Source organism: Klebsiella sp. PL-2018, assembly GCF_019048985.1.
Taxonomy (GTDB): Bacteria; Pseudomonadota; Gammaproteobacteria; order Enterobacterales; family Enterobacteriaceae; genus Klebsiella; species Klebsiella michiganensis.
This window is the reverse complement of record NZ_CP077673.1, coordinates 4194811-4216628: the sequence shown is the minus strand read 5'-3', so window position 1 is coordinate 4216628 and position 21818 is coordinate 4194811. Positions and strand designations below refer to the sequence as shown.

Genomic DNA, 21818 nt, shown 5'->3' with positions numbered 1-21818 from the left:
ATCCCTCGCCGGTTGGCGATAAAAAAAGGAATTCGATTTATTCAGTTCTCAACTGGAAGCGCACTCCGTTGTTTTACTGCACACCTGTCATCCACAACGGGTAGAGAAGGAGTGCGCTTTCATGTTGGTTGCCTGCTTTTAGCCACATCAGGCGAGGTGGTATCCTGGTTATTCCCCAACAACAAGGATTCGGTTAATCTGGATATCCCCAACAACAAAAGAGCATTTACGGTGATAACTGGATTATCTGCGGTCATGACCGCCATCAAAGAGAGTGCGAGTCTTGTTAAAGTTATTAATGACGCAAAGACTGACGCCGAAGTTAAAACTGCAACCATCGATCTTCAGGGCAAACTAATTACTCTTCAGGCTGAATGTTTTTCGCTCGGCGATGTAATTCGCCTTCGTGATGAGGAAATGGCACTTCTCAAAGCAAAAATTGCAGAGTACGAAGACTTTAAAAGCGAGTCTGAAGGTTATGAACTTCACCAAACTGAATCGGGTTCTTTGGTTTATTCGAAGCAGATTGCTGTGAATGGTTCTCAAGTTTCCGTGAATGCATGCCCAAGTTGCTATCAAAAAAAGCGAATATCGCTGCTTCAACCTGGTGTTGATAAGTCGGTGAAAGGGTACAGTTTTGTTCATTTTTGCCCATCCTGTAATGCCGAGTTTAAAATGAATAAAATGCCTAAGTCGAAACCAACGGTCAGACGAATAGCCGGGAGTAACCCCTGGAGGGGCTGACCGAGGCGGTTGGTAACAGGTAGTTGCGGATATCCAGATTATTAAAGAGCATAGCGTCCTGTGGGGCGCTTTTTGTTGCCTGTCTTTTCGCCTCTTCGTATGAGGTGATACTATTGACGCCGGATGCTTACCCGTGTCCGGCACACGAATTCCACCTCACACGTGGAAAACCCCATCAAGAAAACGCCCGTGGAGGGTAAATATTATGTCTATCAATAAACCACCATTCGATAAAGCCAACCTGGACAACAGGCTTGCAGCTCTGGAGTTGATGGTCAGATTGATTGTCAAGAGTCTTTCACCCTCTGACAATGCTGCCCTTCTTCGCATTCTTGCAGATTTGGAACTGGACAGATTGAAAGAAGAGATAAATCCTCATCGGTATCCAGATTTAACTCAAACTTTGTATGACTTCTATTTACAAGATTTGCTTCCTGAGCGTTCACTGGAACTGGAAGACTGAACGCTTTGTGCAGGGCGATCAACCGCCCGCTCAAAACCGGAGAGCCAGTCGCCGGTTGTTAAACGTACAGCACACTGTGTTTTAGCCTGAACAATACGTAAAGAAAGCGCGTTAATACTCTCTTTGTGCCACTCGATCAATAAAGCATCATCCGGCCCACCTTGCTTGGCTGCGATAACGTTCAATTCAGCAATTCTGAGGATCTCTTCCCAGAACCCTTTAACGCAAATATAGTCGCCTCTGGCTGTAGCTTTGGGGCTATTCATCCAACACCTCTCGATTTTTCCGGCCATAGATACGCCACTGGCGGCAATTTAGCGGCGTACTAGCGTTTCGCTTTTGATAGGTTCATTATGTACCTACATGGTACAATGTCAAGTATAAAAAAACCTGCCGAAGCAGGTCTTTTTCATTCATACCTTAGCACAGTACCTTCGCGGCTTTCCTGAAAAGATGACCGTGCCAATGATGGAGCAATTGCCATTGATCTTTATATAGGGGTCAGGCCAGTTTGTGTTTAATGCTTTAAGATATCGCTGCCCGCCATCTTCAATCAAACGTTTGAATGTCGTTTCTCCAGTTTCATGCATCAGCGCTATAACATCGTCACCGTGAGTGGCAGATATTTCTGGGTCTACAAAAATCATATCACCTGGGCGGTACTCATCAATCATCGACTCTCCAATAACCCTGAGTATGTACGTCATGGGACCGCAAGGTACGGGGCATGGGTATCTTTCGGTGAACCTCATATCATTATCTACATATGCCATCTCTGTCCACGCACCTGCCTGCACCCATGAGATAACAGGCACTTTTGAAATAGTTCTTTGCGTGTCGCAAACATCAGGATTCTTTGAAATGTTAGTTGTCTGGTGCTGGCTATCCAACCAGCCTTCAGGCAGGTCAAAACATTTTTCAATATGGCGGGCCATCGCATCACCAATGCCTTTTGTAGGGTTATCTCCCATAAACCGGCTAGTTTGAGTTGGTTCACGGTCGATCATTGTGGCGAAAAAAGAATTTCCGCCTACGCCATCCCTTAGTTTTCTCGCGTTATCACGCCTGATTTGCTGGATAGTTTTCATGTTTCTATTAAAGAGGTTGTACCAACATGGGACAAGTGCCTTGCGGGTTCATTGGAATGATGTAATATGTACCAAGGGGGTACTTTATGAAAAAGTATTGGGATGCACTTTCCAAACAAGAGCAGCAGGCGCTTGCATCGTGCGTCGGTACTACACCCGGATATCTTCGCTTAGTTTTCAACGGGTATAAAAAAGCGGGTTTTGGTCTAGCAAAAAAAATTGAAAGTGCAACTGGAGGTGTCATCACTAAATCGGTAATGAGACCTGACATTTATTAATCATGCCCCATCAGGGCTAAGAACGTAACTACCAAAGGAAAAACAAAATGGTAGATAGCATAAACACGGCGGTCAGCCTTATGTGTAAGGCGCATAAGCGAGGCCGTCAAGGCATGGCCGGTGATTTGGGGATGACGTTCGACGTGTTCAACAACCATCTGTACCAGAGGTGTGGCAGTAGGTTTTTTACCCACGCAGAGCTGGAGCGAATGGAAGACCTTTCAGGAACGTCTTACTTCACTGAATACCAGGCAAACAGAAAGGGAAAGTTGCTGGTGGACATACCGAAGCCGGGCAGCATTGACAAGGTTGATTTGTACGACATTGAGATGAAGGCACTGGTTGCTGCGGGGCAGTTGGCGAGCGCAAAGATAGCAGCGGAAGCGGACGGGGTTATTGACCACAGAGAGCATAAAACGTTGTCGAATTTGTTTAATAAAACACTTCGGCATCAGATACATGGGTTTTTGGGTTTTCTGGCGCTGTATGGGGTTGGTGTAGCGGATCACGCAGTAGACATGTTTGTAATGGCTGGAAGAGAGGTTGACGCTCCGAGTCTGCAGCTCGAAGCGTCAGTTGCGCCGATTATTTAGGAGGTAATAAACGCATGAATATCTTAGCAACAGAATATCGTCGTTCGCAACTATTTGAGCGGCCAGTATCCGGCGGTAAAGGGCCATCGCCGTTTGTGTATGGAGTCAGAGTGGCGAACGACTTTGAGCCGGTAAATGAGGAGTTTGCTCATTGGGTGGAAGGTGATTTTAACGGTCAGGCGGAGGGCGTATGCGCGAACTTAGCCGTTGGTACAAAGATTACCGGGGGATTAGTGTCCACGTTATCCGTTGGGAACCGGACACCCGGCGCGTTATATACCTTCGTGAGAACTACGGGCCAGAGTGTTTCAGCCCAATCGACCAGTTCAGAAGAAAGTTCAGGAAAATAGAGGGTGAACATGAGCACTCCAGTAAAGATTGATTCCAGCAATTTCGGGCGTTACACTGTCCTTGCAGCGGTAAATCCCGCTGCCGGGATTGGCGTCCCGGAATCATACACAGCGCACAACCGCGCTCTCGCGGTTTTTTTGTGCACATTGCATTGCTACACCCAAATTATGGTGGGGCGTGCAGGGGCATCGCAAGATGCGCCGGGTTCTGTGTTGACCGGTTACGCCAACCCTGCACGTCTCGCCACCCTTGAGATTGGCGTCTCTGGTGGTGAGTTATTTAAACTCAACACAGAGGTTGCCATCATGGCTTCGATCCCAACCCTTTCTCAATCTAAACACTGCTCTACCGTCACAACATCTCTTTCTGATTATCTTCGATTATTGCGTCTTTCGGGTATTCCGGGTTATATTCGCGGTGTTGCTGTAAATCCAGCAACCGGGTTTAGCAGCCTGGAATCATCTCAAGCGCACAACCGCGCCCGCGGTTTTTTTGTGTGTAATGCTCAGTCACATTCGAATTATGGTGGCCTGAGTGGGGGAACCGAAAGGTTCGCCGGGTTCTTGAGTGTCCGGTCTGCTAACCCTGCCCAGGTCGCCACCAGTTGTTTAGCAGCAATTTGTGGTGATTATGTTCAAATCACTCAAGAGGCTGCCGCAATGGCTACTACCCCAGCAGTATATCAACCCCAACTTGGCGTTGTTTCAGGTAAGGTTGTAACAACTTCACTATCTGTAGCGTGCTACTTTCGAAAACCCCATAAAGACATTTTGGCTAAAATCTCTCGGCTAGAATGCTCCCCTGAATTCACTGAGCGAAATTTTTCGCTCAGTGATTACACCGATGTATCGGGGCGCAAACTTCCCTGCTACCAAATCACCCGCGATGGTTTTGCATTTCTGGCAATGGGCTTTACAGGTAAACGAGCAGCTCGTTTCAAAGAGGCTTACATTTCGGCTTTTAACGAGATGGAAAGAAAGCTCAACGCTCCTGCAGTCAACGGCCCTGCTGATACCACCGCAGCCCACAATGCTCACGTAGCTTATCTCTACATGTCAGAAATACACCGAGTATGGCTGAGCCAGTTATATCCAATGCTGGTGGCATCGGAATCTCCGTTAGCCGTTTCGCTCTACGATTACGTGAACGATGCGGTGTTTGTTGCCGGGCTGGTGGATCGCTCGCTGAATGCTAACCGCAAGGAGGCGACAAAATGAGCGTCAAAGTATCATCGTACATCTGGGACGGTTGCGCAGCAGAAGGCATTAAAGGCAACAAGTTACTAATCATGGCTCGCCTTGCCGATTTCTCGAATGATGAGGGAGTTAGCTACCCTGGAATTGACACGATTTCCCGTCAGACCGGGGCCGGACGCAGTACCGTTATTACACTGATAGGTGAGCTTGAAAGGGATGGGTGGTTAACGAAAAAGGAACGCCGTAATGGGCAGCGGAATACCAGCAATCTTTATACACTCAATATCGCCAGGCTGAGAAAAGCCGCTTCTCGTTATTATTCTGACAGTCCAGAATCTGAACGTACAGATTCTGAATGTTCAACTTCTGAACGTTCAGCTTCTGTACGTTCAAAATCTGAACGTTCGGAAAAGGTGAAAAAACGCGGTTCTCACAGTCCAGAATCTGGACCCGATCCGTCAGTAAATTCAAAACCAGATCCATCAGATAAAAAACCTTCTCGTCCGGTCGCTCCGCAACCAGACGGCGGCGAGCAATCAGATGATTTTTCTTCGCGTCACCCTGAAGCGTTTGTGTACAGCGCTGCAAAACGCCAGTGGGGTAGCCAGGCGGATTTAACCTGCGCCGAGTTTATCTGGTCAAAAATCATTGCGATGTACGAACTGGCGGCTGAAAGCGACGAAGAGGTTGTTAGACCGAAAGAACCAAACTGGATAACCTGGGCAAACGAGGTACGCCTGATGGTCGTTCAGGATGGACGGACGCATAAACAGATTTGCTCGCTGTTCAAACGCGCTAACCGGGACGCATTCTGGTGCCGGAACATCCTCAGTCCGTCGAAACTGCGGGAAAAATGGGATGAACTGTCACTCAAACTTTCGCCCTCGCTGGGGGCTGGTTCAGCGAGAGACGACCGGGCATTCAAACCGACATACGCCAGTGTTGATTATTCAGAAATACCAGCGGGGTTCAGGGGATGAATGTTGGACAGTTGGTGCTTCAGGTGGTGAGCAAAAACCCCGGCGTGATGGTGCGTGATATCAGGTCGGCGCTACCGGAGATTAACCCGGTAACGCTGAGGACTGCGATTCGTCGGCTGTACTGCGAAGGCAAATTGTCCAGCGTTGCTGTACCGGGCGGGTTTGCCTACTTCGAGACAGGTGCAGCAGCGGCGGGGGATTGTATTCCCGGTGGTGTACGGAGAGAGATTCTTGCACTGGAGGCCAAAGCCATCAGCCTGCAGGAAAAACGTTTTTACCGCAGAGCGGCAATGGTCTGGCAGCAGCTGTGCGACAGCAACTGCGCTGAAAACGAACGTGAGCGTTACGTGAACCTGAAAAACGCGTCGCTTCGTAAAGCCAGTGAACTCACCGCCCGGCGCATCAAGGACGACCAGTGAAGAAACCAGCGAAACCAAAAGTGAAGGTGTACAAGCCGAAGACCCGCCCTCAGTGCGAAGTGGTATTCACACCGACCCGCAACCTGCAAAAAGTCTGTGGTCCGGTTTGTGCAATAGCGCACAACCGGGCGCTGAAAGCGAAAAAAGCGGAGGCAGAGCGTAAGTCGAAGCTGAAAATCCGCAGGAAGGAACTACAACCACGTGGTTACTTTGTCCGAAAGGCGCAGGAGGCGTTTAACGCATTCATCCGGGAGCGTGACGAAGGGAAACCTTGCCCGTCCTGCGGCACATACAATCCACCCAAGATATTTGGCGGTCAGTGGGACTGTGGTCATTTCATGGGGGTAGGGGCTCGCCCTGAGCTACGGTTCGAAGAAAAGAACGCCTACAGGCAGTGCAAAGCCTGTAACGGTGGTTCAGGACGATTCGCAGCGAAGAACGCCACTGTGCACGCCCGCTACAGAGAAACGTTAATCGAGTGGTATGGGATTGAGCTGGTGGACTGGCTGGAAGGGCCGCACGAAGCGAAGCACTACAGCAAAGAAGACCTTGAAGAAATAGCGGTGGCATACCGCCGTAAAACCCGCGAACTGAAAAAGCAGAGGGCTGCATGAGAGATATCCGGCAAGTACTGGAGCGTTGGGGAGCTTGGGCGGCGAGTAATCATGAGGATGTATACTGGCCTCCTGTCGCCGCTGGATTCAAAGAGCTTCTTCCACAAACAAGTAAAAATCGTCTTTCATGCACTGATGATGATGCCCTGATTATCGAGGGATGCTTAGCTCGGCTGCAAAAGCGTAGGCCCTATGAGCATTCGCTCTTAGTTGTGCATTATCTCTATGGCATATCAAAGCGGAAAATTGCGAAAGCGCGAAAGAAGGATGAAAAGCTTATACGCATTGAGATCCAGATGGCAGAAGGATTTATTGACGGCTGCCTTAGCATGCTGGATGTGGCCTTAGAGATGGATGTCGAAGTAAAATCGTGAAGCAAAAGCCCGACTATTCGGGCTTATTATCAACATCTTTGACATACAAAATCACAGCTGACTTGATATCTCCTTCAACATGTTTTGCATTAATACTTAAATGAACAGGTTTTCTTTCCCATTCTGCTTGTTGGAGAGCTTCTTTGTTTCCCGACTCGTCGAGGAAAATGTCCTGCACTACGCAAGTCAGTCGCTGGTCAGAATCGACTCTACGAACCTTAACTTTGAAACACTCTGGGTCAGTGTTATTCACTTCCTCTATGCGGTAGATACCGTCTATACGTATTTCGACAGAGCGGCGACGTGCATTTGTGACCAGTTCTTTTGCAGTTTCAGAATCGATGGTTACACCATCAATTTCAGCGGTATCTGAGCGTACGAATGACTTAACCATGGTTGTCTTAGCGTCATAAGACATACGATCCATGTTGTCGAGAAGAGGCTTTTGGGCCACCATTTCAGAGATGATCTGAAGGCGTTTCGTTTCTTCTTGAGTCATCACCTGCATTGCACGCAGGTGTTCTATATCGCCTTCTTTAGCAATCTCCGCGAGGCGAGTATCTTTACGGTTATCTAAAAAGCGTTTAAAGACGGTTACACCGCCCCATATGACGGCAGCACCGAGAACTGTGAATACAATCTCTGTGGCGTTCATTTTTCCTACCAATTCGTGCGTAAGCTTGCTCAGGAATCCATCAATGTTGATCTCAACAAGTGACGAACCTTGCTCTACTGTAACTTCAATTTCTAGAGCATCAAGCTCTTCTTTAGTTAGCCTGCGAACATCTGGAGTGCCGTATTTAGCAAGCGCATAAGACTTGTTTATCTGCGATTGCATCTCAACGAATCCCTTCATTACTGAGGGGGTGAGTGACTTGTTGAACTTATCACCGGTTAGCCTGATGGTGAGGTTAGGCCAGCCATTGAAAGTAATTTTTCCTGGTAGGCCTTGTCCATTCAGATAACGTTCGAGCAATTCAAACGCTTGCTGCTCGGACTCTACATCATACTGTATGTCACCCAAAGATAATCCCTCATTCTAAGCCCCGCATTAACTGTGTAATTAGACAAGAACTGCTTTCTTATTTTGCTGTGTGTAGGAAAAATAAAGCAAAACTCGTCAAAAATCACTAACGCGGTCCGCATTTTCTCGTATAGTGTGTTAAGAGTGGTCACTTCGACACACAGCTTAACCATCAAAACCCTGCCTCGGCGGGGTTTTTGCTTTCCGGCGATCCGACAGGGGTATTCGCGAGATGCATTGCATCAGTACCCCTGTCATATCGCCGTATGTCGAATTATGGATTTGCTTCAGCCACCGCAGTGGAGACATGTCTGCAATTGCTTTTCCTTCCATTAATGAAAACAAAAATGTTTATTCTTTTACTTGATTGTGTAAACAAAAATGAGTACAATTAACTCAAGTTAAACAGACAGGAGGAGGAAGTGAAGCAAAGCGAGTTAAGGCGTTGGCTTGCAGCTCAAGGGGCAGAGTTTAAAGATGGTACTAACCACCTGAAAATCTATCTCAATGGCAAGCAAACGGTAATGCCGAGACATCCGGGGAAGGAAATACCGGAACCGCTGAGGAAAGCAATTCTTAAGCAACTCGGCATCAAATAAAATCCAGCCCTCCGGGGCTGGTACTTGCGGAGATTCACTTAATCGATATGCGGTACCCGCTAATTTTTGAACATGACGAAACCGGCTGGGCGGTATTCTTTCCCGATATCCCAGAGGCAATGACGGGAGGAGAGACCAGGGAAGAGGCGCTAGAAATGGCGCAAGATGCCCTTGTTACGGCGTTTGATTTCTACTTCGATGAACGTCGGGAAATTCCCGCTCCATCAGATGAAGGAGAGGCATTTGTTGAGGTTCCGTCCAGCGTGGCAGCGAAAGTATTACTGCTAAACCGTCTGGTCAACACCAATACCAGCAATGCTGAACTCGCCCGTATGATTAACACGCGCCCACAGGAAGTACAGCGCATTGTATCGCTTGGTCACAGCACCAAAATTGATACGATTCAAAAAGCGCTATCAGCGCTGGGACAGAGTATGGAAATTGTCGTCCGTTAATCATCATATCTCCTAATCAAAAGGTCGCCGTGTTGGTGGCCTTTTTTATCTTAGCCTTCCAGACTGATGGTGCGGGGAGGGGGGATTCCCGGCGCGATGGTTGACAAGCTTTGAAGACAAACGATATATTTCTGGCGTGGTGAATCCCCCTGTGCGGCGGGGCATTGCCAGTCTTATGTAATGCGCTTGAAATGCGAACCGTCCATTGGCTGGCGGCGGTTCACCGGGAGGCACCCGGCACCACAACTGATATAAGAATAAAGGCTCACCTGCTGGTGGGCCTTTTCTTTAGCCAAAAAAAGCCCACGGATAGACGTGGGCGGGATTACGTTAACCAGTCGTACAAGTGTTGCGTCCTGGCGCACTCAATGCGGAAGTTGCCGTTTTTTCGCCGCGATGTAAATCCTCAATCTCAATACGCCTTGCTGCAAAAATGGGAATCAAACAGCCTCTTCATTTTTGTATCTGCAGTAAACCCTCTGCGTTTCACACGCGCACGTTTTAATCCTGGAGCCTACAGAAAGCGAGCCTGAGAGTTAGTTGCACTCCAGGACAGCTATCTCTGTGTGACAGGCTCACTTTCTATAGGCAAATAGCTATGAAATATCCAACCGTATCAGTAAACGGCGTTTCTGTTCGTGTAGATGGAGAAGGTCGTTACAGCCTCAATGATCTCCACGCAGCCGCAGTAGCTAAAGGAGAGGCGACAGAATCTCAGCGGCCCAACAAATTTATCCGAAGTGCCAGCATTAAACGCTTTGTTACGGCGCTTGACTCCAGAGGACAAAAAAGTCGTCTGGAACAAAAACAATCACTTAAGGTTGTAAATGGTGGGGATGATAAAGGCGTATGGGCGGCTGAGTTGTTAGCCATACGGTACGCGGCCTGGATCAAGCCTGAGTTTGAAATCGAGGTGTATGAAGTATTTCGCACTGTTGTCCGCATGGGAATTGGTGCTATGTCCCGACTGAACAAAATCGACCATCTCATCAATACCGAAACTAAGGCGATCAGCCAGTGTGCGAGCCAGATGGCGAAATGGGGCGTTGGTGGTCGTAAGAGGTTGCTTCACACAGTTCGGGATCGAGCTGCCGACGAAGTGCAATTGTATTTGCCGGGTGTAGCGTAAATTGGCTGGTGGGTCAGATTTAGATTGGAGGCGATAGTTAATAACCCGTTTATTGTTGATTTATTAACGCTGAATTAGTCTGTTCAGACTATTGGAGCTACTGATCGCGTTGAGGTGTCGTGCTCAGCATGCATTACTGTAATTGACGCGTGCTTTTCTGGTGAGGTTTGATGGAACGACTGAGCTTGTGGTTGCTTTTGCTGGCATGTTTTCTGCTTGGGGTGACCATGAACTTCCATGCGCTGTTTGAATTGTGGCTCTATTACGATTACCTGCTGGGGTGACGAGAGAAAATAATGAGATGTTTGACTTCCGTTTAAACAAGGGTCAGTAATCTCATTAATCTTGTGGTGAATCCCCCTGTGCGGCGGGGCAACTCGGCAAGTTCAATTGTTGGGCGGAGAGGTTAACTTTGCGGGTAACAGGTGCTGAGCTGTTACTCACCGGGAGGCACCCGGCACCACACCTGATATGGAAATAAAGGCTCACTTGCTGGTGGGCCTTTTCTTTAACCAAAAAAAAGCCCACTTTCGGGAAGTGAGCTTAAATGCAACAATAATCTACAAGAATTGCTGATGCCCTCCTGGCAATTTCCAGCGCGCGAATAATAGCCGCTATCCCCTGAGTTGTAAATATCATCATTTTAGAGGTCATGCATCCGCGTGGCCTTTTTCATTTGTGCCGCCAGAACGTCACTCACTTTGAGCTTTGTCGTAAATCCATCTGGCGGCACATCTTAACTCACTCGACGACCCCGTGAGCAGCGGAGGCGAGGCTCATGAGTATGAACGAAAAGAACCCAGAATTCTGGGCTGCGGTAGCTACCGGGCTAAAAAGCGCGTGGCCCCAGATTCTGGGGGCGTCAATGGCCGGGCTTATCGCCTATGGTCGTCTGATATATGACGGTGCGACACGCAAGAATAAATGGCTTGAGGGCGTCCTTTGCGGCGCTCTTTCTTTATGCATAACCAGTGCACTGGATGTTGTTGGTCTGCCTGTGTCGATATCGCCATTTGTTGGCGGCGTGATTGGATTTGTTGGCGTGGACAAGCTGCGTGAAATCGCCATCAGCGCACTAAAAAAAAGAGCAGGAGTGAACGATGACAACCGGTAATGTTTCCCGCGGTATCCGCAACAACAACCCCGGCAATATCCGCTGGGGGGATGACTGGAAAGGGCTGATGCCAAAAGCACAGCGTACAGATAAATCTTTCTGCCAGTTTACGTCACCGGACTACGGCATCCGGGCGATGATTATCATCCTGCGCAACTATCAGCGTAAGCATGGCCTGAACACTGTGAGCGGTATCATCAAACGCTGGGCACCGCCGAACGAGAACAACACACAGGCGTATATCAACAGCGTGGCTCAGGCGACGGGCGTTACCCCCGACCAGCGCATAGATACCAGCGACAACCGGTTCATGATGAAGCTCTTACAGGCCATCATTCAGCATGAGAACGGTAGCCAGCCTTATGGCTTTGATGTGTTTACCCGGGCCGTTGGTCTGACTGGCTGATGCAAAATTTGTTGAGGTTAACGATGAAAAATGGCCTTGAACTGGAGGCCCCTGCCACCAGGGAGATTGGTATTGCTACTGCCTGGGTTATTAAGTCTGCAGCGTTATGCCTGGCACTTTATGGTATAGCCCAACTGATAAGCGCTGTCAGGTGGTGGTAAGGCGATTAAAACAGATATTGAGGTCCACCCTTCGCTGGCTGTGCTATTTACTGCGGTCATTGGTTGCCCGGCTCGTGCAGCTTTCAGCATGATTTACTGAAAAGTGAGGATAATCCCGCTGGCTGAATAAAACAAAATTCTGCACATTTGTTTCCGGCGATATTACGTAGCGGTTTCAAATATTTTGCGTGAGGTCATAAATGAGAAAAATACAAGTCACCATTACAAATCTGGCAGAGCGGGTGGATGGCGCTGTATGTGGGGCGCAGTTAGCATTTAAAGTTCGACAGAATGGCTCGGTGCTGATTTCCGATTTCCTGACAGGCAAGATATCTGGTCCTTATACCAGAACCTACGAGGTTGACGCCTCTGATTCTGTTCTGACAGTTGAGCATAATCGCCATGATTTGCCCGGCCTTACAATAACGGCCTCACTGAATTGATTATCTTTATTTTAGCCACATAAATGCATAGCATGGTCTCCGGGTTCCCCGATGGAGAAAGGTATGTATGTAGCTAAGGGATTAAAACGCGACCCGGATAATCCGGGGTGGGTGATGGGCTGGGCAACGATCCGTCTCAACCCATGGCATCTGGTTGGCTTGTATGCAACGAAGGATATCGCGGAAACAAAAGCACTTCTGTCAGGCGACGAATATGAGGCGGTATACGGTTCGCATCTTCTCGGTTCTGATGATTTTATTTTTGAAAAAAGCCGGAAGTAAGCCGCTAAACGAATAATCCAGCCTCGCACTCGCGGGGCTTTTTTACATCTGAATTTCACCGCGCGCCGCAATGCGCACCTAACCACACCGAACCTACCACTTTGATTTGAGCCTTTGAGGAAGTCAGTTAGTGCTGCCGAGCTTCGATGGGCAGATTTCTATTGCGGCAAATGGTTCATCTCAAAGCGCAGGTTTGCAACGTATCGGGAGGAGCCGTGACGATGAAAGCTGAAGGATTGCTCGTTGCTTTGCTTATCGCTGGTGGGTTTGCCGCTGTTGCTATGTGGAAAGACACAGAGTGGCAATCGAAATGGTTTAAACGTGATGCCGCAGATGCTACCGCGCTGGCCATTGCTGAGCACGGTAACCGGCTGATTGAGCAGGGCCGACTGATTGCACGTGATGAGGCTGTAATTGATGCAAAAGAGAAAGAGAGGGCCGCGCGCCTTAATGCTGATTTGCTTTCTGGCACTGTGCAGCAGCTGCAGCAACAAGCCAAAAAGCTCGCTACCCGTCTGGACGCAGCAAGAGAAACCGCAAATCTTGCCGCTACCGCAGGAAGCAAAGCAGACACAACCCCCGCCGGAATGCTCGCCTACGTGCTCGGAGAGATTGCAGGAGAAGCTGAAAAACTTGCTGGAATCGCTGATGAGCGCTACCGGGCCGGGCTGACATGCGAGCGGATTTATTCATCGTTGGGAAATGAAAAATAGAGGTGATTGTGAAGATTGCAATTGTGGTATCCCCTCCGCGTTATAAGCGTGAGCGCTTAGAGGGCGAATGGCCGGGGCCGCTCCATGCTGTAACTGAGGTTGGGGGCCGGGTCGATATCATCATTACGGATGATGCCGGAGAGAAGCGCGGAGAGCTGGTGGCTAACTACCATGAGGACTATCGCCGGGATTCAACCTTTGGCGAGTATGAGCAGCGCGCCGCCGAATGGGCTAAATCTGTGGTGTCAGTTATCAAGCTGGCCACGTTTGAAGATAACCAGATTGAAGGGGGTCAGGATGGCAAAGAAAAAACGCCAGGCTAAATCAACAAGAGCTTTAAGGCGGCGCGTTGCTCGCTTAGAGGTGTTGGTAGCTGCTTTTCGCGGTAGTAGTGAAGGTTGGGTGGTGTTGAGAGATGCCCGGATCTCAAATGGTACGGTGAGCGCTGGTGGAGCTGTAGCTGAAGCGTTGGATAAATCAAATGATACCTCGCAAGCACATCACCAGAAAATAGATATCGCCTGTCTGCGTAATAGCGTTGTTCGCGGGGTTAGGCGCGCCGTGAAGATGTTCAAGTAACCCCTTCTGATTTATCCCCTTATTAATTAATACACATTTACTCAAAGGAGCGTCTGCGCTCTTTGGAGAGGAACCCTATGAAAGATTTCAAAATTGAATATGTGAATGGTGAGTTGGTGGCTCTCGACCTAAACGGGATGTCATTGCTGGATAACGTGCAGGGTATTTCCTTTAAGCATGAGCTGGGCGAGCTGCCGGTGATTAACGTTACTCAGGGCTACAAAATCGCCGCTCCTGAAGACGAACCGCGCGAGGTGACCGGTGAAGTGATCCACGCCGATAGCGACCATCAGCAACCGCAGCGCCGCAGCAAGCGCCCGCGCTATCCTAAACGCCGGTAACAACACAACCATAATAATTCCGTGACCCTCAACGGGGCCACATCTAATCGCCTGAGTTCAGCGTATCTCAGGCTCCCGCCTTACGTATATTCCTGGTGAAAAGATGAATAAAGCAAAGCCACAAGACGGCGGAACCATTAAAGGCTATCGCACGTTGACCGCTGACGATATCGCGCAAATGAACGACCTGAAAGAACTGAGCCGCGATTTCTGCGAAAAGCTGGACATTGAGCGCTCTCATATGCACTCGCAAGCTGTAGTGGCTGGAAGCGTTGACGAAGCAGCTTGTAACGAGTCTTTGCGCTGTCTGGCCATCGCCCGCACAAAAATGCAAGAGGCTTGCATGTGGGCGTGTCGCGCCGTTGCACGGCCTGATGCCGATTGTTAACCGTTAACTGATTAGAAGGATAAGAAAACATGTTTAAACGTGATGAATTGGTGCTCGCGATGTACTACCGCAGTACCAAAGACGCCGAGACTGGCGATAAGCTGGCTCTGGTAACTGTTCAGGTGAAAGAAGCAGCCGATCAAAGCAACGTCGTGCAGAGCTCTGAACTGATTTGTCGCACGTCTACAGGTAACAAAAAAACCTATCAGGTAGGCGCTCAGAGCATCTCAAGCGGTTCCGATCCACTACTGAGTGCCATTGAGAACCACTGGCGCTCCAACACAGAGACGCTGGCGAAAGCGCTGGTTAATGAATCGCTGGAGTTCTTTATGGAAAACGTCTCGCCGGAAAATACATGGATGAGCTCAAATGGGCTGGAGATATTCGCAGCGGCTGAGCTGGGTTCACACCTGCCGGATAGTGTCCTGAACGCCGACAGCCCCGCCAGCGCGTAATCAGGGCCACCAGTGAGCGCCGCCAGCGTCAACTCAAAAGGTACTCCCGGCGGGGGGCCTCGACACGGGGCGGCGTGCTCGCGGGAAACGGCTGGTTTTTGGTTTTTTGGGCTGTCAACAACAACCGACTATCATTTTGATATTTTGGGATATTATTTCTTTTAGTTGCACAATTGATTAATAAGTGTTCGACAACATGGACAAGGAAATTACCCACGCGCGGCTCAACATCTCGCAGATCGCCGGGATTACCGGCGTACATCGCACCACGCTGGCTGCGCGGCTTAAAGGGGTACCGCTTGCCCCGGGCAGTAACAAGCAAAAAAAACTCTATTACCTGAAAGATATCTTGTGTGAATTCCTCGACAACGCCGAGCCGGTAGACGTGGAGAAGATGAAGCCGAGTGAGCGGCAGGCCCACTACAACGCTGAGTTATTAAAAGTGAAGCTGGAGCGGGAACAGGGTGAACTTATCCCGGTTGATGAGGTGGTAGCCAACTTTGCCGCCATTGTTAAGGCCGTGGTGATGGAGCTGGAAACATTACCCGATGTGTTAGAGCGAGATTGCGCTCTTTCGCCCGAAGCCGTCGCCAGGGTGCAGGAAGTGATCGACGATTTGCGGGATGTGATGGCTGACAAAATACGGGATGCAGATCCCGAAGAAGAAGAGGAGGACGACGAAACCGAGGAGGGGTAATTGAGGCGGTTTAAGAGGCGACGCAGGAACCCGCAAGCCAGCGGTAATCAGGTCAGGAAAAATATTGCAGAGATGATGCGTGCACCCCGTCGCATGAAGGTCAGCGACGCCGTGGCTCAATATATGCGGGTACCGAAAGGTGCGGCCAACTCCGTGCCGTGGGAACCGGATGTCGCGCCGTATGTGATTGAGCCTATGAATTGCCTCGCTTCACGCGAATATGACGCGGTGATTTTTGTGGGACCGGCGCGAACGGGTAAAACCATTGCGCTAATTGACGGGTGGATCGTCTACAGCATAGTTTGCGACCCAGCTTACATGCTCGTTATTCAGATTTCCGAGGAGAAAGCCCGCGAACACTCAAAGAAACGTTTAGCCAGGACGTTTAATTGTAGTCCTGAAGTGAAAAAACGCCTCAGTGCAAAGCGCAACGATAACAACGTTCACGACCGCACATTTAAAGCCGGTAACTATCTAAAAATCGGCTGGCCATCGGTCAATATCATGAGCTCTTCAGATTATCGCTTTGTGGCGCTCACTGATTACGATCGTATGGACGAAAACATAGATGGAGAGGGGGACGGCTTCATGCTGGCCTCTAAGCGTACCACTACGTTTATGAGCTCCGGTAAAACGCTGGTGGAGAGTTCGCCGGGCCGCGATGTTATTGATGTAAAATGGCGACCGCAGACCCCCCACGAAGGCCCGCCGTGTACCGGTATTATGGGCCTTTTTAACTCCGGTGATCGTCGCCGGTTGTACTGGCCATGCCCTCACTGTGGCGAATACTTCCAGCCGATTATGGAAAACATGACCGGGTATCGGAATTCACCCGATGTAACCACGGCCAGTGAAGCGGCCTGTCTGCAATGCCCCTCATGCAATGAAACTATTCACGCCGGGATGAAGCGCGAGCTGAATAAAAAGTGTGTCTGGTTACGTGACGGCGAAACCATAGACCGGAAAGGTAAGCGGGGCGGAACACCGCGGCGATCCCGTATCGCCTCTTTCTGGATGGAAGGGGTAGCCGCTGCGTATCAGACATGGGCGCAGCTCTATTCCAAATACCTTAACGCCGAGCTGGAATATGAAGCCACGCAGAGCGAGGAGAAGTTAAAGACGGTAGTCAATACCGACTTTGGACGCCCTTATATCCCCCGGACGAAGCTGGAACAGCGGAAAAGTGAAGTGCTCGAAGCGCGCGCGGAACCGCTGGAAGAATATTTTGTACCCGATGGCGTGCGCTTTCTGGTGGCAACCGTTGATGTGCAGGGCGGTAAGAATCGCCGCTTTGTGGTCCAGCTGGTGGGCTACGGTGAGCGCGGTGAACGCTGGATAGTGGCGCGGTATGAAATTAAGTATTCATTGCGCTGTGATGCCAATGGCGAGGCGCTACGCATTAACCCGGCCAGCTTCCCGGAAGACTGGGATCTTCTTATTTCTGACGTATACGAGCGGGCGTGGCCCCTCGCCGCCGATGATTCAAAGGCTATGCGCGTGATGAGTATGGCGGTTGATTCCGGGGGCGAAGATGGCGTAACCAATAACGCCTACGCCTTCTGGCGGCGCTGCCGGATTGAGGGAATACACCGAAACATCTTTCTTTTTAAGGGAGATGGACTGAAGCGCGACAAGCTTATTCAGGAAACCTACCCGGACAACAGTGGCAATTCTAAACGTCGCGCGAAAGCGTCCGGCGATGTACCGCTTTACTTACTCCAGACCAATGCGCTTAAAGACCGGGTGAACGGCGCACTGTGGCGTGAAACGCCCGGGCCGGGTTTTGTCCATTTTCCGGCATGGCTGGATAGCGCTTTCTACGATGAGCTGACATATGAAGAACGCAGCCCGGACGGCCACTGGAAAAAACCGGGGCGCGGGGCTAACGAGGCTTTTGATTTGATGGTGTACGCCGAAGCGCTCGCTATCCTTAAGGGCTACGACAAGATTAAGTGGCCGCGCGCTCCGAAATGGGCAAAGCCGGAAACGTGGATTGATGCCGTTGACCACTATTCGCCAGCAGGGCCAGACCGTGATGCCCCGCCACTGCCTGAAGACGCTGTTCAGGTGGCAAAGCCTCAGAAAACCCCGGCTACAAAACCCACACGAAAACCCAAATCAAAAGCTAAAAAATCTGCCTGGTCAGGCGGAGGAGGATGGTTATGAATTGTCGCGATATGAGAGAAATCATAGACGAATACGTAAAGGCAGAACGCGCCGTCTTGCAGGGGAAAATGATTAAGTTTAACGGGCAGGAGATGACGACGGAGAATTTAGACGAAATCCGCCAGGGGCGACAGGAGTGGGAGCTGCGTTTAGCGCGTGAACAACGGCGGTTACGCGGCGGCGGCATCTTTAAACATGCACGGTTTGTACGATGAATATCCTTGATCGGGCAATTGGCGTTTTCTCTCCGGGCTGGCAGGCGGCGCGCCTGAAGTCCAGAAATCAAGTGCAGGCATATGAAGCCGCCACGCCCACAAAAACGCACAGAGGGAAGCGGGAGCGCCGCACCGCAGACCAGCTAACCCGCGCCGGGAGTCAGTCACTACGCGAGCAGGCGCGTTACCTCGATGATAACCATGATTTGGTGATCGGGGTGCTGGATAAGCTGGAAGAACGCGTAATAGGCGAAAACGGAATAGCCGTAGACCCGTTACCTCGCCTGAAAGACGGCACGATAGATAAGGCGCTGGCAGGGCAAATTTCCCGACTGTGGGGGGAGTGGTCAGTTAACCCTGAGGTGACCGGCGAATTTAACCGGGGCATGCTTGAGAGAATGATGTTGCGCAGCTGGTTGCGCGACGGAGAAGTATTCGCTCAATGCATTAAAGGCAGACAGGAGGATTTAACCCCACCTGCGGGGATCTATTTCTGGCTTCAGGCGCTGGAATGCGATTTTGTCCCGCTCGACGACGATCCCGGGCAGAACATTATTCAGGGGGTGAGGAAAAATACACACGGTGGCCCGAAAGCCTATCAGGTCTATAAAAACCATCCCGGGGCGACGTATCACACTAAAGGTGATGTGAACGAAGTTTCCGCTGAAAACATGCTCCATGTGAAGTTTTCGCGGCGGTTTCACCAGACGCGTGGTGTTTCCATGCTCAGCGGCGTCATCATGCGTTTAGCCGCACTCAAAGAGTACGAAGATGCGGAGCTGGTTGCCGCCCGGATTGCCGCATCACTGGGGATGTACATTAAAAAAGGCGATGGCCAGAGCTATGACGACACCAGTTCGGAGGAGGACAGAGATATAGAAATTGAGCCCGGGATCATTTTCGACGGGCTCCAGCAGGGTGAGGAAATCGGAATGATTAAATCCGACCGGCCAAACCCAAATTTAGAAACATTCCGTAGTGGGCAGCTCCGCGCGATTGCTGCCGGTGTGCGCCTCAGCTATTCCAGTGCATCCCGCAACTATAACGGTACCTTCAGCGCTCAGCGGCAAGAGCTGGTGGAATCGACAGCGGGCTATGCCGTGCTGCAGCAGTGGTTTATTCAGACCTTCACGCGCCGCGTGTATCGCATGTGGCTACGCATGGCCATCAGCAGCGGGAAAATCAAAGTCCCGGCGAACCTCGATAAAGACACGCTCTACAGCGCGAAATATCGCGGACCTTCCATGGTCTGGATCGACCCGGTGAAAGAGGCCCAGGCGTGGCGTATTCGCATACGCGCTGGCGGGGCCACTGAAGCGGAAATGATACGCGCCAGCGGTCATAACCCGGATGAAGTTAAGGCGGAACGCTTATCAGAAATTGAGGAGAACAAAAAGCACGGCCTGATATTTGACAGCGACCCGCGCAACGACAAAGGGAAAAATGACACCAAAACATCCCGCAGGAAGGCTAAAAAGCAACCACAGCCTGATAACAACGAGGACAAAAAGAATGAATGAACCACTTAAGGTCGGATTTACGCCGCCACGCGCCAGCGCGGGGGGCACTCCGGGCACACCGCGGGCTAAATCATGGTTTAGCGTGAAAGCCAGCCAGAAGCCAACAGAAGCCATTATCGATATCTATGACGAAATCGGATTTTGGGGGATTAGCGCGCAGCAGTTTAAGCAAGATCTCGATGCGCTGGGCGAGCTGAAGAGCATCACGCTCCACATTAACTCTCCGGGCGGTAACGTGGGAGACGGCGTCGCGATTTTTAACCTGTTACGCGGTACCGGCGCTTACATCACGGTTCACATTGACGGAATTGCGGCCTCTATGGCTTCAGTTATCGCCATGGTGGGGCATAAAGTCATTATGCCGGGTAACACGATGATGATGGTACACAAGCCATGGGGGAGCGCTGCCGGTAACGCTGATGAAATGCGCGAATACGCCGATTTTCTGGATAAGTGGGAGGGATTACTTCTTACCGCTTACACCACGAAGACCGGCAAAAGTGCAGAAGAGATCGCCGCTATGCTGGCCGATGAAACATGGCTGACGGCCGCTGAATGCGTGGAATTGGGTTTTGCTGACGAAATCAGCGACCCGCTAAGCGCGATGGCCTGTATTTATTCACACAAACTTAAGGACTATTCCAAAATGCCTGACAATATTCGCAATTCTGTTACCCCTCCACGCAACTCTGTAACGCCGCCGCCAGTGCCGAACCCGGCACCGGTACAACAACCGGCTCCGGCGAACGCCGAGCCGGCCGCATTTCAGAATGCATTCATGCAGCAGCAGCAAGCGCGCGCCAGCGGGATCCGAGAGGTGTTTGCGCAGTTCCCGCAGCACGTCAATCTGGAGGCCGAAAGCCTCGCGGATATAAATTGTTCCGTGGATCAGGCGCGCCAAAAACTGCTTACCGCGCTGGCGGGTGAAACAGCCATGATTGATACCACCATTCCGCCGCACATGCGCCGCGTTGATAACGGGCGGTTCGTTACCGATGGCATTAAAAACGCGATTAGCGCACGTGTTGGACATTGCGCCGTAGAAGCCAGTAATGCTTTTAACGTTATGACGTTGCGGGATCTGGCGCGCGCGTCGCTCACCGAGCGTGGGGTTTCGATTTTGGGTATGAATGCGGCGCAGATGGTAGCAGCTGCTTTCACTCACTCATCCTCTGATTTTGGCGCTATCCTTCTGGATGTGTCGCATAAATCTATGATGCTGGGCTGGGATAACTCCCCGGAAACTTACGAGCGCTGGACCAAAAAAGGGACGCTTACCGATTTTAAACCGTCTAACCGCGTGGGCATGGGGGGCTTTGAAGCGCTGGAGAAAGTGGATGAAGGCGCGGAGTATAAATACATCACCACCGGCGATAAAAAAGCCACGATTGCCCTGGCAACCTACGGGAATCTTTTCTCCATTACTCGCCTGGCGATTATTAACGATGATTTGGGTGCGCTTACCGATATCCCGCGCAAAATGGGGATGGCCGCGAAGGCCACTATCGGGAATCTGGTGTATGCCCTGCTTACTGGCAACGTGAAAATGCCGGATGAGATCCCGCTCTTTGATAAGCGCCATGGAAACATCGCAACCGGCCAGTTTAACGTTGATACCATTAGCCAGGCTGAACAGTTGATGCTTCTACAGCAGGACGACGAGCAGCCGCTGAACATTACCCCGGCGTTTATGCTGGTGCCTGTGCAACTGAAGAGCAAAGCGCGACAGGTGATCGGCTCTGATAGTGTTGCCGGTGCTGATGTAAATTCCGGGGTACTGAACCCGATTAAAGACTTTGCCGAGGTGATTTCCGAGGCGCGCCTGAGTAAGCACAGCAAAGATAACTGGTATCTGACGGCCGCGCAGGGCACGGACACAATCGAAGTGGCCTATCTCGACGGTATCGATACCCCGTACTTTGACCAGCAAGACGGCTTTACTACTGATGGCGTGGCCACAAAAATTCGCATCGATGCTGGTGTCAGTGCGCTGGATTATCGCGGCTTTGTGCGTGGCTCCCTGAAGTAACC

At 50.6% G+C, this 21818-nt stretch carries 31 protein-coding genes; 28 read left to right on the top strand and 3 right to left on the bottom strand.

From position 1 onward, the window contains the following. Nucleotides 1-12: 12 nt before the first annotated feature. Together MKleb_RS19675 and MKleb_RS19670 are read left to right on the top strand one after the other, a co-directional pair. On the top strand, nucleotides 13-744 hold the full coding sequence (locus MKleb_RS19675) for a hypothetical protein (RefSeq protein ID WP_228740754.1): 732 nt from the start codon (nucleotides 13-15) through the stop codon (nucleotides 742-744). Between the two features lie 205 nt (nucleotides 745-949). Continuing rightward, a complete protein-coding gene (locus MKleb_RS19670; RefSeq protein WP_217076132.1) occupies nucleotides 950-1207 on the top strand; it encodes a hypothetical protein in 258 nt (85 codons plus the stop codon). Here MKleb_RS19670 and MKleb_RS19665 read toward each other — a convergent pair. Both MKleb_RS19665 and MKleb_RS19660 read right to left on the bottom strand, forming a co-directional pair. After that, nucleotides 1159-1473 carry a hypothetical protein gene (locus MKleb_RS19665; RefSeq protein ID WP_217076129.1) on the bottom strand — a complete coding sequence of 105 codons (315 nt, stop codon included), beginning with the start codon at nucleotides 1471-1473 and terminating at the stop codon, nucleotides 1159-1161. The genes MKleb_RS19670 and MKleb_RS19665 overlap by 49 nt on opposite strands. A gap of 147 nt (nucleotides 1474-1620) precedes the next feature. Next, complete coding sequence (locus MKleb_RS19660) at nucleotides 1621-2295, bottom strand: LexA family protein (protein ID WP_217076128.1); 675 nt, start codon at nucleotides 2293-2295, stop codon at nucleotides 1621-1623. Between the two features lie 86 nt (nucleotides 2296-2381). Between MKleb_RS19660 and MKleb_RS19655 the strand changes: the two genes are divergently transcribed. The 8 genes from MKleb_RS19655 to MKleb_RS19620 all read left to right on the top strand — a co-directional run bounded on the left by MKleb_RS19655 (nucleotide 2382) and on the right by MKleb_RS19620 (nucleotide 7100). Beyond that, nucleotides 2382-2573 (top strand): transcriptional regulator, encoded by a 192-nt coding sequence (locus MKleb_RS19655; protein WP_217076126.1) that lies wholly within the window; start codon nucleotides 2382-2384, stop codon nucleotides 2571-2573. A 47-nt stretch (nucleotides 2574-2620) separates the two neighbouring features. Continuing rightward, nucleotides 2621-3166: a YmfL family putative regulatory protein gene (locus tag MKleb_RS19650; RefSeq protein WP_217076125.1), complete on the top strand. Its 546-nt coding sequence runs from the start codon at nucleotides 2621-2623 to the stop codon at nucleotides 3164-3166. A 190-nt stretch (nucleotides 3167-3356) separates the two neighbouring features. Further along, on the top strand, nucleotides 3357-3548 hold the full coding sequence (locus tag MKleb_RS19645) for a DUF4222 domain-containing protein (RefSeq protein WP_217076124.1): 192 nt from the start codon (nucleotides 3357-3359) through the stop codon (nucleotides 3546-3548). Then, nucleotides 3526-4734 (top strand): Rha family phage regulatory protein, encoded by a 1209-nt coding sequence (locus MKleb_RS30225; RefSeq protein ID WP_217076123.1) that lies wholly within the window; start codon nucleotides 3526-3528, stop codon nucleotides 4732-4734. Before MKleb_RS19645 ends, MKleb_RS30225 begins: the two co-directional genes overlap by 23 nt. Then, nucleotides 4731-5693: a helix-turn-helix domain-containing protein gene (locus tag MKleb_RS19635; protein ID WP_217076122.1), complete on the top strand. Its 963-nt coding sequence runs from the start codon at nucleotides 4731-4733 to the stop codon at nucleotides 5691-5693. Before MKleb_RS30225 ends, MKleb_RS19635 begins: the two co-directional genes overlap by 4 nt. Then, a complete protein-coding gene (locus MKleb_RS19630) occupies nucleotides 5690-6112 on the top strand; it encodes a hypothetical protein (protein WP_217076121.1) in 423 nt (140 codons plus the stop codon). Before MKleb_RS19635 ends, MKleb_RS19630 begins: the two co-directional genes overlap by 4 nt. Then, a complete protein-coding gene (locus tag MKleb_RS19625) occupies nucleotides 6109-6726 on the top strand; it encodes a recombination protein NinG (RefSeq protein ID WP_217076119.1) in 618 nt (205 codons plus the stop codon). The genes MKleb_RS19630 and MKleb_RS19625 overlap by 4 nt, the downstream gene beginning before the upstream one ends. After that, a complete protein-coding gene (locus MKleb_RS19620; protein ID WP_217076117.1) occupies nucleotides 6723-7100 on the top strand; it encodes an antiterminator Q family protein in 378 nt (125 codons plus the stop codon). The genes MKleb_RS19625 and MKleb_RS19620 overlap by 4 nt, the downstream gene beginning before the upstream one ends. A 13-nt stretch (nucleotides 7101-7113) precedes the next feature. Here the strand turns inward: MKleb_RS19620 and MKleb_RS19615 are convergent, their stop codons facing one another. Further along, a complete protein-coding gene (locus tag MKleb_RS19615; RefSeq protein ID WP_217076116.1) occupies nucleotides 7114-8124 on the bottom strand; it encodes a hypothetical protein in 1011 nt (336 codons plus the stop codon). A gap of 422 nt (nucleotides 8125-8546) precedes the next feature. On the opposite strand from MKleb_RS19615, the gene MKleb_RS19610 reads away from it, so the two are divergent. The 18 genes from MKleb_RS19610 (at nucleotide 8547) to MKleb_RS19525 (ending at nucleotide 21816) form a co-directional block, all read left to right on the top strand. Then, nucleotides 8547-8723: a type II toxin-antitoxin system HicA family toxin gene (locus MKleb_RS19610; RefSeq protein WP_012542177.1), complete on the top strand. Its 177-nt coding sequence runs from the start codon at nucleotides 8547-8549 to the stop codon at nucleotides 8721-8723. A 47-nt stretch (nucleotides 8724-8770) separates the two neighbouring features. Then, nucleotides 8771-9178, top strand: coding sequence for a type II toxin-antitoxin system HicB family antitoxin (locus tag MKleb_RS19605; protein WP_217076115.1), 408 nt, complete (start codon nucleotides 8771-8773; stop codon nucleotides 9176-9178). Between the two features lie 598 nt (nucleotides 9179-9776). Beyond that, on the top strand, nucleotides 9777-10307 hold the full coding sequence (locus tag MKleb_RS19600) for a KilA-N domain-containing protein (RefSeq protein ID WP_217076114.1): 531 nt from the start codon (nucleotides 9777-9779) through the stop codon (nucleotides 10305-10307). A gap of 784 nt (nucleotides 10308-11091) precedes the next feature. Then, nucleotides 11092-11421, top strand: coding sequence for a phage holin, lambda family (locus tag MKleb_RS19595; RefSeq protein WP_217076771.1), 330 nt, complete (start codon nucleotides 11092-11094; stop codon nucleotides 11419-11421). Next, nucleotides 11408-11827: a structural protein gene (locus tag MKleb_RS19590; protein ID WP_217076113.1), complete on the top strand. Its 420-nt coding sequence runs from the start codon at nucleotides 11408-11410 to the stop codon at nucleotides 11825-11827. Before MKleb_RS19595 ends, MKleb_RS19590 begins: the two co-directional genes overlap by 14 nt. 361 nt (nucleotides 11828-12188) lie before the next feature. Then, entirely contained in the window at nucleotides 12189-12431 is a 243-nt protein-coding gene (locus MKleb_RS19585) for a hypothetical protein (protein WP_228740750.1), read from the top strand. A 63-nt stretch (nucleotides 12432-12494) separates the two neighbouring features. Beyond that, nucleotides 12495-12713, top strand: coding sequence for a hypothetical protein (locus tag MKleb_RS19580; RefSeq protein WP_217076767.1), 219 nt, complete (start codon nucleotides 12495-12497; stop codon nucleotides 12711-12713). A gap of 221 nt (nucleotides 12714-12934) precedes the next feature. Continuing rightward, nucleotides 12935-13426, top strand: a complete 492-nt coding sequence (locus MKleb_RS19575; protein ID WP_217076112.1) for a DUF2514 domain-containing protein — start codon at nucleotides 12935-12937, stop codon at nucleotides 13424-13426. A gap of 8 nt (nucleotides 13427-13434) precedes the next feature. Then, complete coding sequence (locus MKleb_RS19570) at nucleotides 13435-13749, top strand: hypothetical protein (protein ID WP_217076111.1); 315 nt, start codon at nucleotides 13435-13437, stop codon at nucleotides 13747-13749. Then, nucleotides 13724-14005 carry a hypothetical protein gene (locus tag MKleb_RS19565; protein ID WP_217076108.1) on the top strand — a complete coding sequence of 94 codons (282 nt, stop codon included), beginning with the start codon at nucleotides 13724-13726 and terminating at the stop codon, nucleotides 14003-14005. The genes MKleb_RS19570 and MKleb_RS19565 overlap by 26 nt, the downstream gene beginning before the upstream one ends. 77 nt (nucleotides 14006-14082) lie before the next feature. Beyond that, complete coding sequence (locus tag MKleb_RS19560; protein ID WP_217076106.1) at nucleotides 14083-14346, top strand: hypothetical protein; 264 nt, start codon at nucleotides 14083-14085, stop codon at nucleotides 14344-14346. A 103-nt stretch (nucleotides 14347-14449) separates the two neighbouring features. Next, nucleotides 14450-14734 carry an Acb2/Tad1 domain-containing protein gene (locus tag MKleb_RS19555; RefSeq protein WP_217076104.1) on the top strand — a complete coding sequence of 95 codons (285 nt, stop codon included), beginning with the start codon at nucleotides 14450-14452 and terminating at the stop codon, nucleotides 14732-14734. Nucleotides 14735-14763: 29 nt separating this feature from the next. Continuing rightward, a complete protein-coding gene (locus tag MKleb_RS19550; RefSeq protein ID WP_217076102.1) occupies nucleotides 14764-15189 on the top strand; it encodes a hypothetical protein in 426 nt (141 codons plus the stop codon). Between the two features lie 196 nt (nucleotides 15190-15385). Next, nucleotides 15386-15886 carry a DUF1441 family protein gene (locus tag MKleb_RS19545; protein WP_217076765.1) on the top strand — a complete coding sequence of 167 codons (501 nt, stop codon included), beginning with the start codon at nucleotides 15386-15388 and terminating at the stop codon, nucleotides 15884-15886. A 72-nt stretch (nucleotides 15887-15958) separates the two neighbouring features. After that, nucleotides 15959-18052 (top strand): phage terminase large subunit family protein, encoded by a 2094-nt coding sequence (locus MKleb_RS19540; RefSeq protein ID WP_217076763.1) that lies wholly within the window; start codon nucleotides 15959-15961, stop codon nucleotides 18050-18052. Then, nucleotides 18049-18267, top strand: a complete 219-nt coding sequence (locus tag MKleb_RS19535; RefSeq protein WP_217076100.1) for a hypothetical protein — start codon at nucleotides 18049-18051, stop codon at nucleotides 18265-18267. Before MKleb_RS19540 ends, MKleb_RS19535 begins: the two co-directional genes overlap by 4 nt. Then, the gene (locus tag MKleb_RS19530; RefSeq protein WP_217076099.1) at nucleotides 18264-19787 is read left to right on the top strand and encodes a phage portal protein; all 1524 of its coding nucleotides are present in this window, start codon (nucleotides 18264-18266) and stop codon (nucleotides 19785-19787) included. Before MKleb_RS19535 ends, MKleb_RS19530 begins: the two co-directional genes overlap by 4 nt. Next, entirely contained in the window at nucleotides 19780-21816 is a 2037-nt protein-coding gene (locus MKleb_RS19525) for a ClpP-like prohead protease/major capsid protein fusion protein (RefSeq protein WP_217076098.1), read from the top strand. The genes MKleb_RS19530 and MKleb_RS19525 overlap by 8 nt, the downstream gene beginning before the upstream one ends. The last annotated feature ends 2 nt before the right edge of the window (nucleotides 21817-21818 follow it).

Bases quoted from the DNA above. Each gene is read 5' to 3' on its own strand.
- MKleb_RS19670 (WP_217076132.1), top strand. From the start codon at position 950: ATGTCTATCAATAAACCACCATTCGATAAAGCCAACCTGGACAACAGG.
- MKleb_RS19665 (WP_217076129.1), bottom strand. From the start codon at position 1,473: ATGAATAGCCCCAAAGCTACAGCCAGAGGCGACTATATTTGCGTTAAA.
- MKleb_RS19660 (WP_217076128.1), bottom strand. From the start codon at position 2,295: ATGAAAACTATCCAGCAAATCAGGCGTGATAACGCGAGAAAACTAAGG.
- MKleb_RS19655 (WP_217076126.1), top strand. From the start codon at position 2,382: ATGAAAAAGTATTGGGATGCACTTTCCAAACAAGAGCAGCAGGCGCTT.
- MKleb_RS19650 (WP_217076125.1), top strand. From the start codon at position 2,621: ATGGTAGATAGCATAAACACGGCGGTCAGCCTTATGTGTAAGGCGCAT.
- MKleb_RS19645 (WP_217076124.1), top strand. From the start codon at position 3,357: ATGCGCGAACTTAGCCGTTGGTACAAAGATTACCGGGGGATTAGTGTC.
- MKleb_RS30225 (WP_217076123.1), top strand. From the start codon at position 3,526: ATGAGCACTCCAGTAAAGATTGATTCCAGCAATTTCGGGCGTTACACT.
- MKleb_RS19635 (WP_217076122.1), top strand. From the start codon at position 4,731: ATGAGCGTCAAAGTATCATCGTACATCTGGGACGGTTGCGCAGCAGAA.
- MKleb_RS19630 (WP_217076121.1), top strand. From the start codon at position 5,690: ATGAATGTTGGACAGTTGGTGCTTCAGGTGGTGAGCAAAAACCCCGGC.
- MKleb_RS19620 (WP_217076117.1), top strand. From the start codon at position 6,723: ATGAGAGATATCCGGCAAGTACTGGAGCGTTGGGGAGCTTGGGCGGCG.
- MKleb_RS19605 (WP_217076115.1), top strand. From the start codon at position 8,771: ATGCGGTACCCGCTAATTTTTGAACATGACGAAACCGGCTGGGCGGTA.
- MKleb_RS19600 (WP_217076114.1), top strand. From the start codon at position 9,777: ATGAAATATCCAACCGTATCAGTAAACGGCGTTTCTGTTCGTGTAGAT.
- MKleb_RS19595 (WP_217076771.1), top strand. From the start codon at position 11,092: ATGAACGAAAAGAACCCAGAATTCTGGGCTGCGGTAGCTACCGGGCTA.
- MKleb_RS19590 (WP_217076113.1), top strand. From the start codon at position 11,408: ATGACAACCGGTAATGTTTCCCGCGGTATCCGCAACAACAACCCCGGC.
- MKleb_RS19585 (WP_228740750.1), top strand. From the start codon at position 12,189: ATGAGAAAAATACAAGTCACCATTACAAATCTGGCAGAGCGGGTGGAT.
- MKleb_RS19580 (WP_217076767.1), top strand. From the start codon at position 12,495: ATGTATGTAGCTAAGGGATTAAAACGCGACCCGGATAATCCGGGGTGG.
- MKleb_RS19575 (WP_217076112.1), top strand. From the start codon at position 12,935: ATGAAAGCTGAAGGATTGCTCGTTGCTTTGCTTATCGCTGGTGGGTTT.
- MKleb_RS19565 (WP_217076108.1), top strand. From the start codon at position 13,724: ATGGCAAAGAAAAAACGCCAGGCTAAATCAACAAGAGCTTTAAGGCGG.
- MKleb_RS19560 (WP_217076106.1), top strand. From the start codon at position 14,083: ATGAAAGATTTCAAAATTGAATATGTGAATGGTGAGTTGGTGGCTCTC.
- MKleb_RS19555 (WP_217076104.1), top strand. From the start codon at position 14,450: ATGAATAAAGCAAAGCCACAAGACGGCGGAACCATTAAAGGCTATCGC.
- MKleb_RS19550 (WP_217076102.1), top strand. From the start codon at position 14,764: ATGTTTAAACGTGATGAATTGGTGCTCGCGATGTACTACCGCAGTACC.
- MKleb_RS19545 (WP_217076765.1), top strand. From the start codon at position 15,386: ATGGACAAGGAAATTACCCACGCGCGGCTCAACATCTCGCAGATCGCC.
- MKleb_RS19540 (WP_217076763.1), top strand. From the start codon at position 15,959: ATGATGCGTGCACCCCGTCGCATGAAGGTCAGCGACGCCGTGGCTCAA.
- MKleb_RS19535 (WP_217076100.1), top strand. From the start codon at position 18,049: ATGAATTGTCGCGATATGAGAGAAATCATAGACGAATACGTAAAGGCA.
- MKleb_RS19530 (WP_217076099.1), top strand. From the start codon at position 18,264: ATGAATATCCTTGATCGGGCAATTGGCGTTTTCTCTCCGGGCTGGCAG.
- MKleb_RS19525 (WP_217076098.1), top strand. From the start codon at position 19,780: ATGAATGAACCACTTAAGGTCGGATTTACGCCGCCACGCGCCAGCGCG.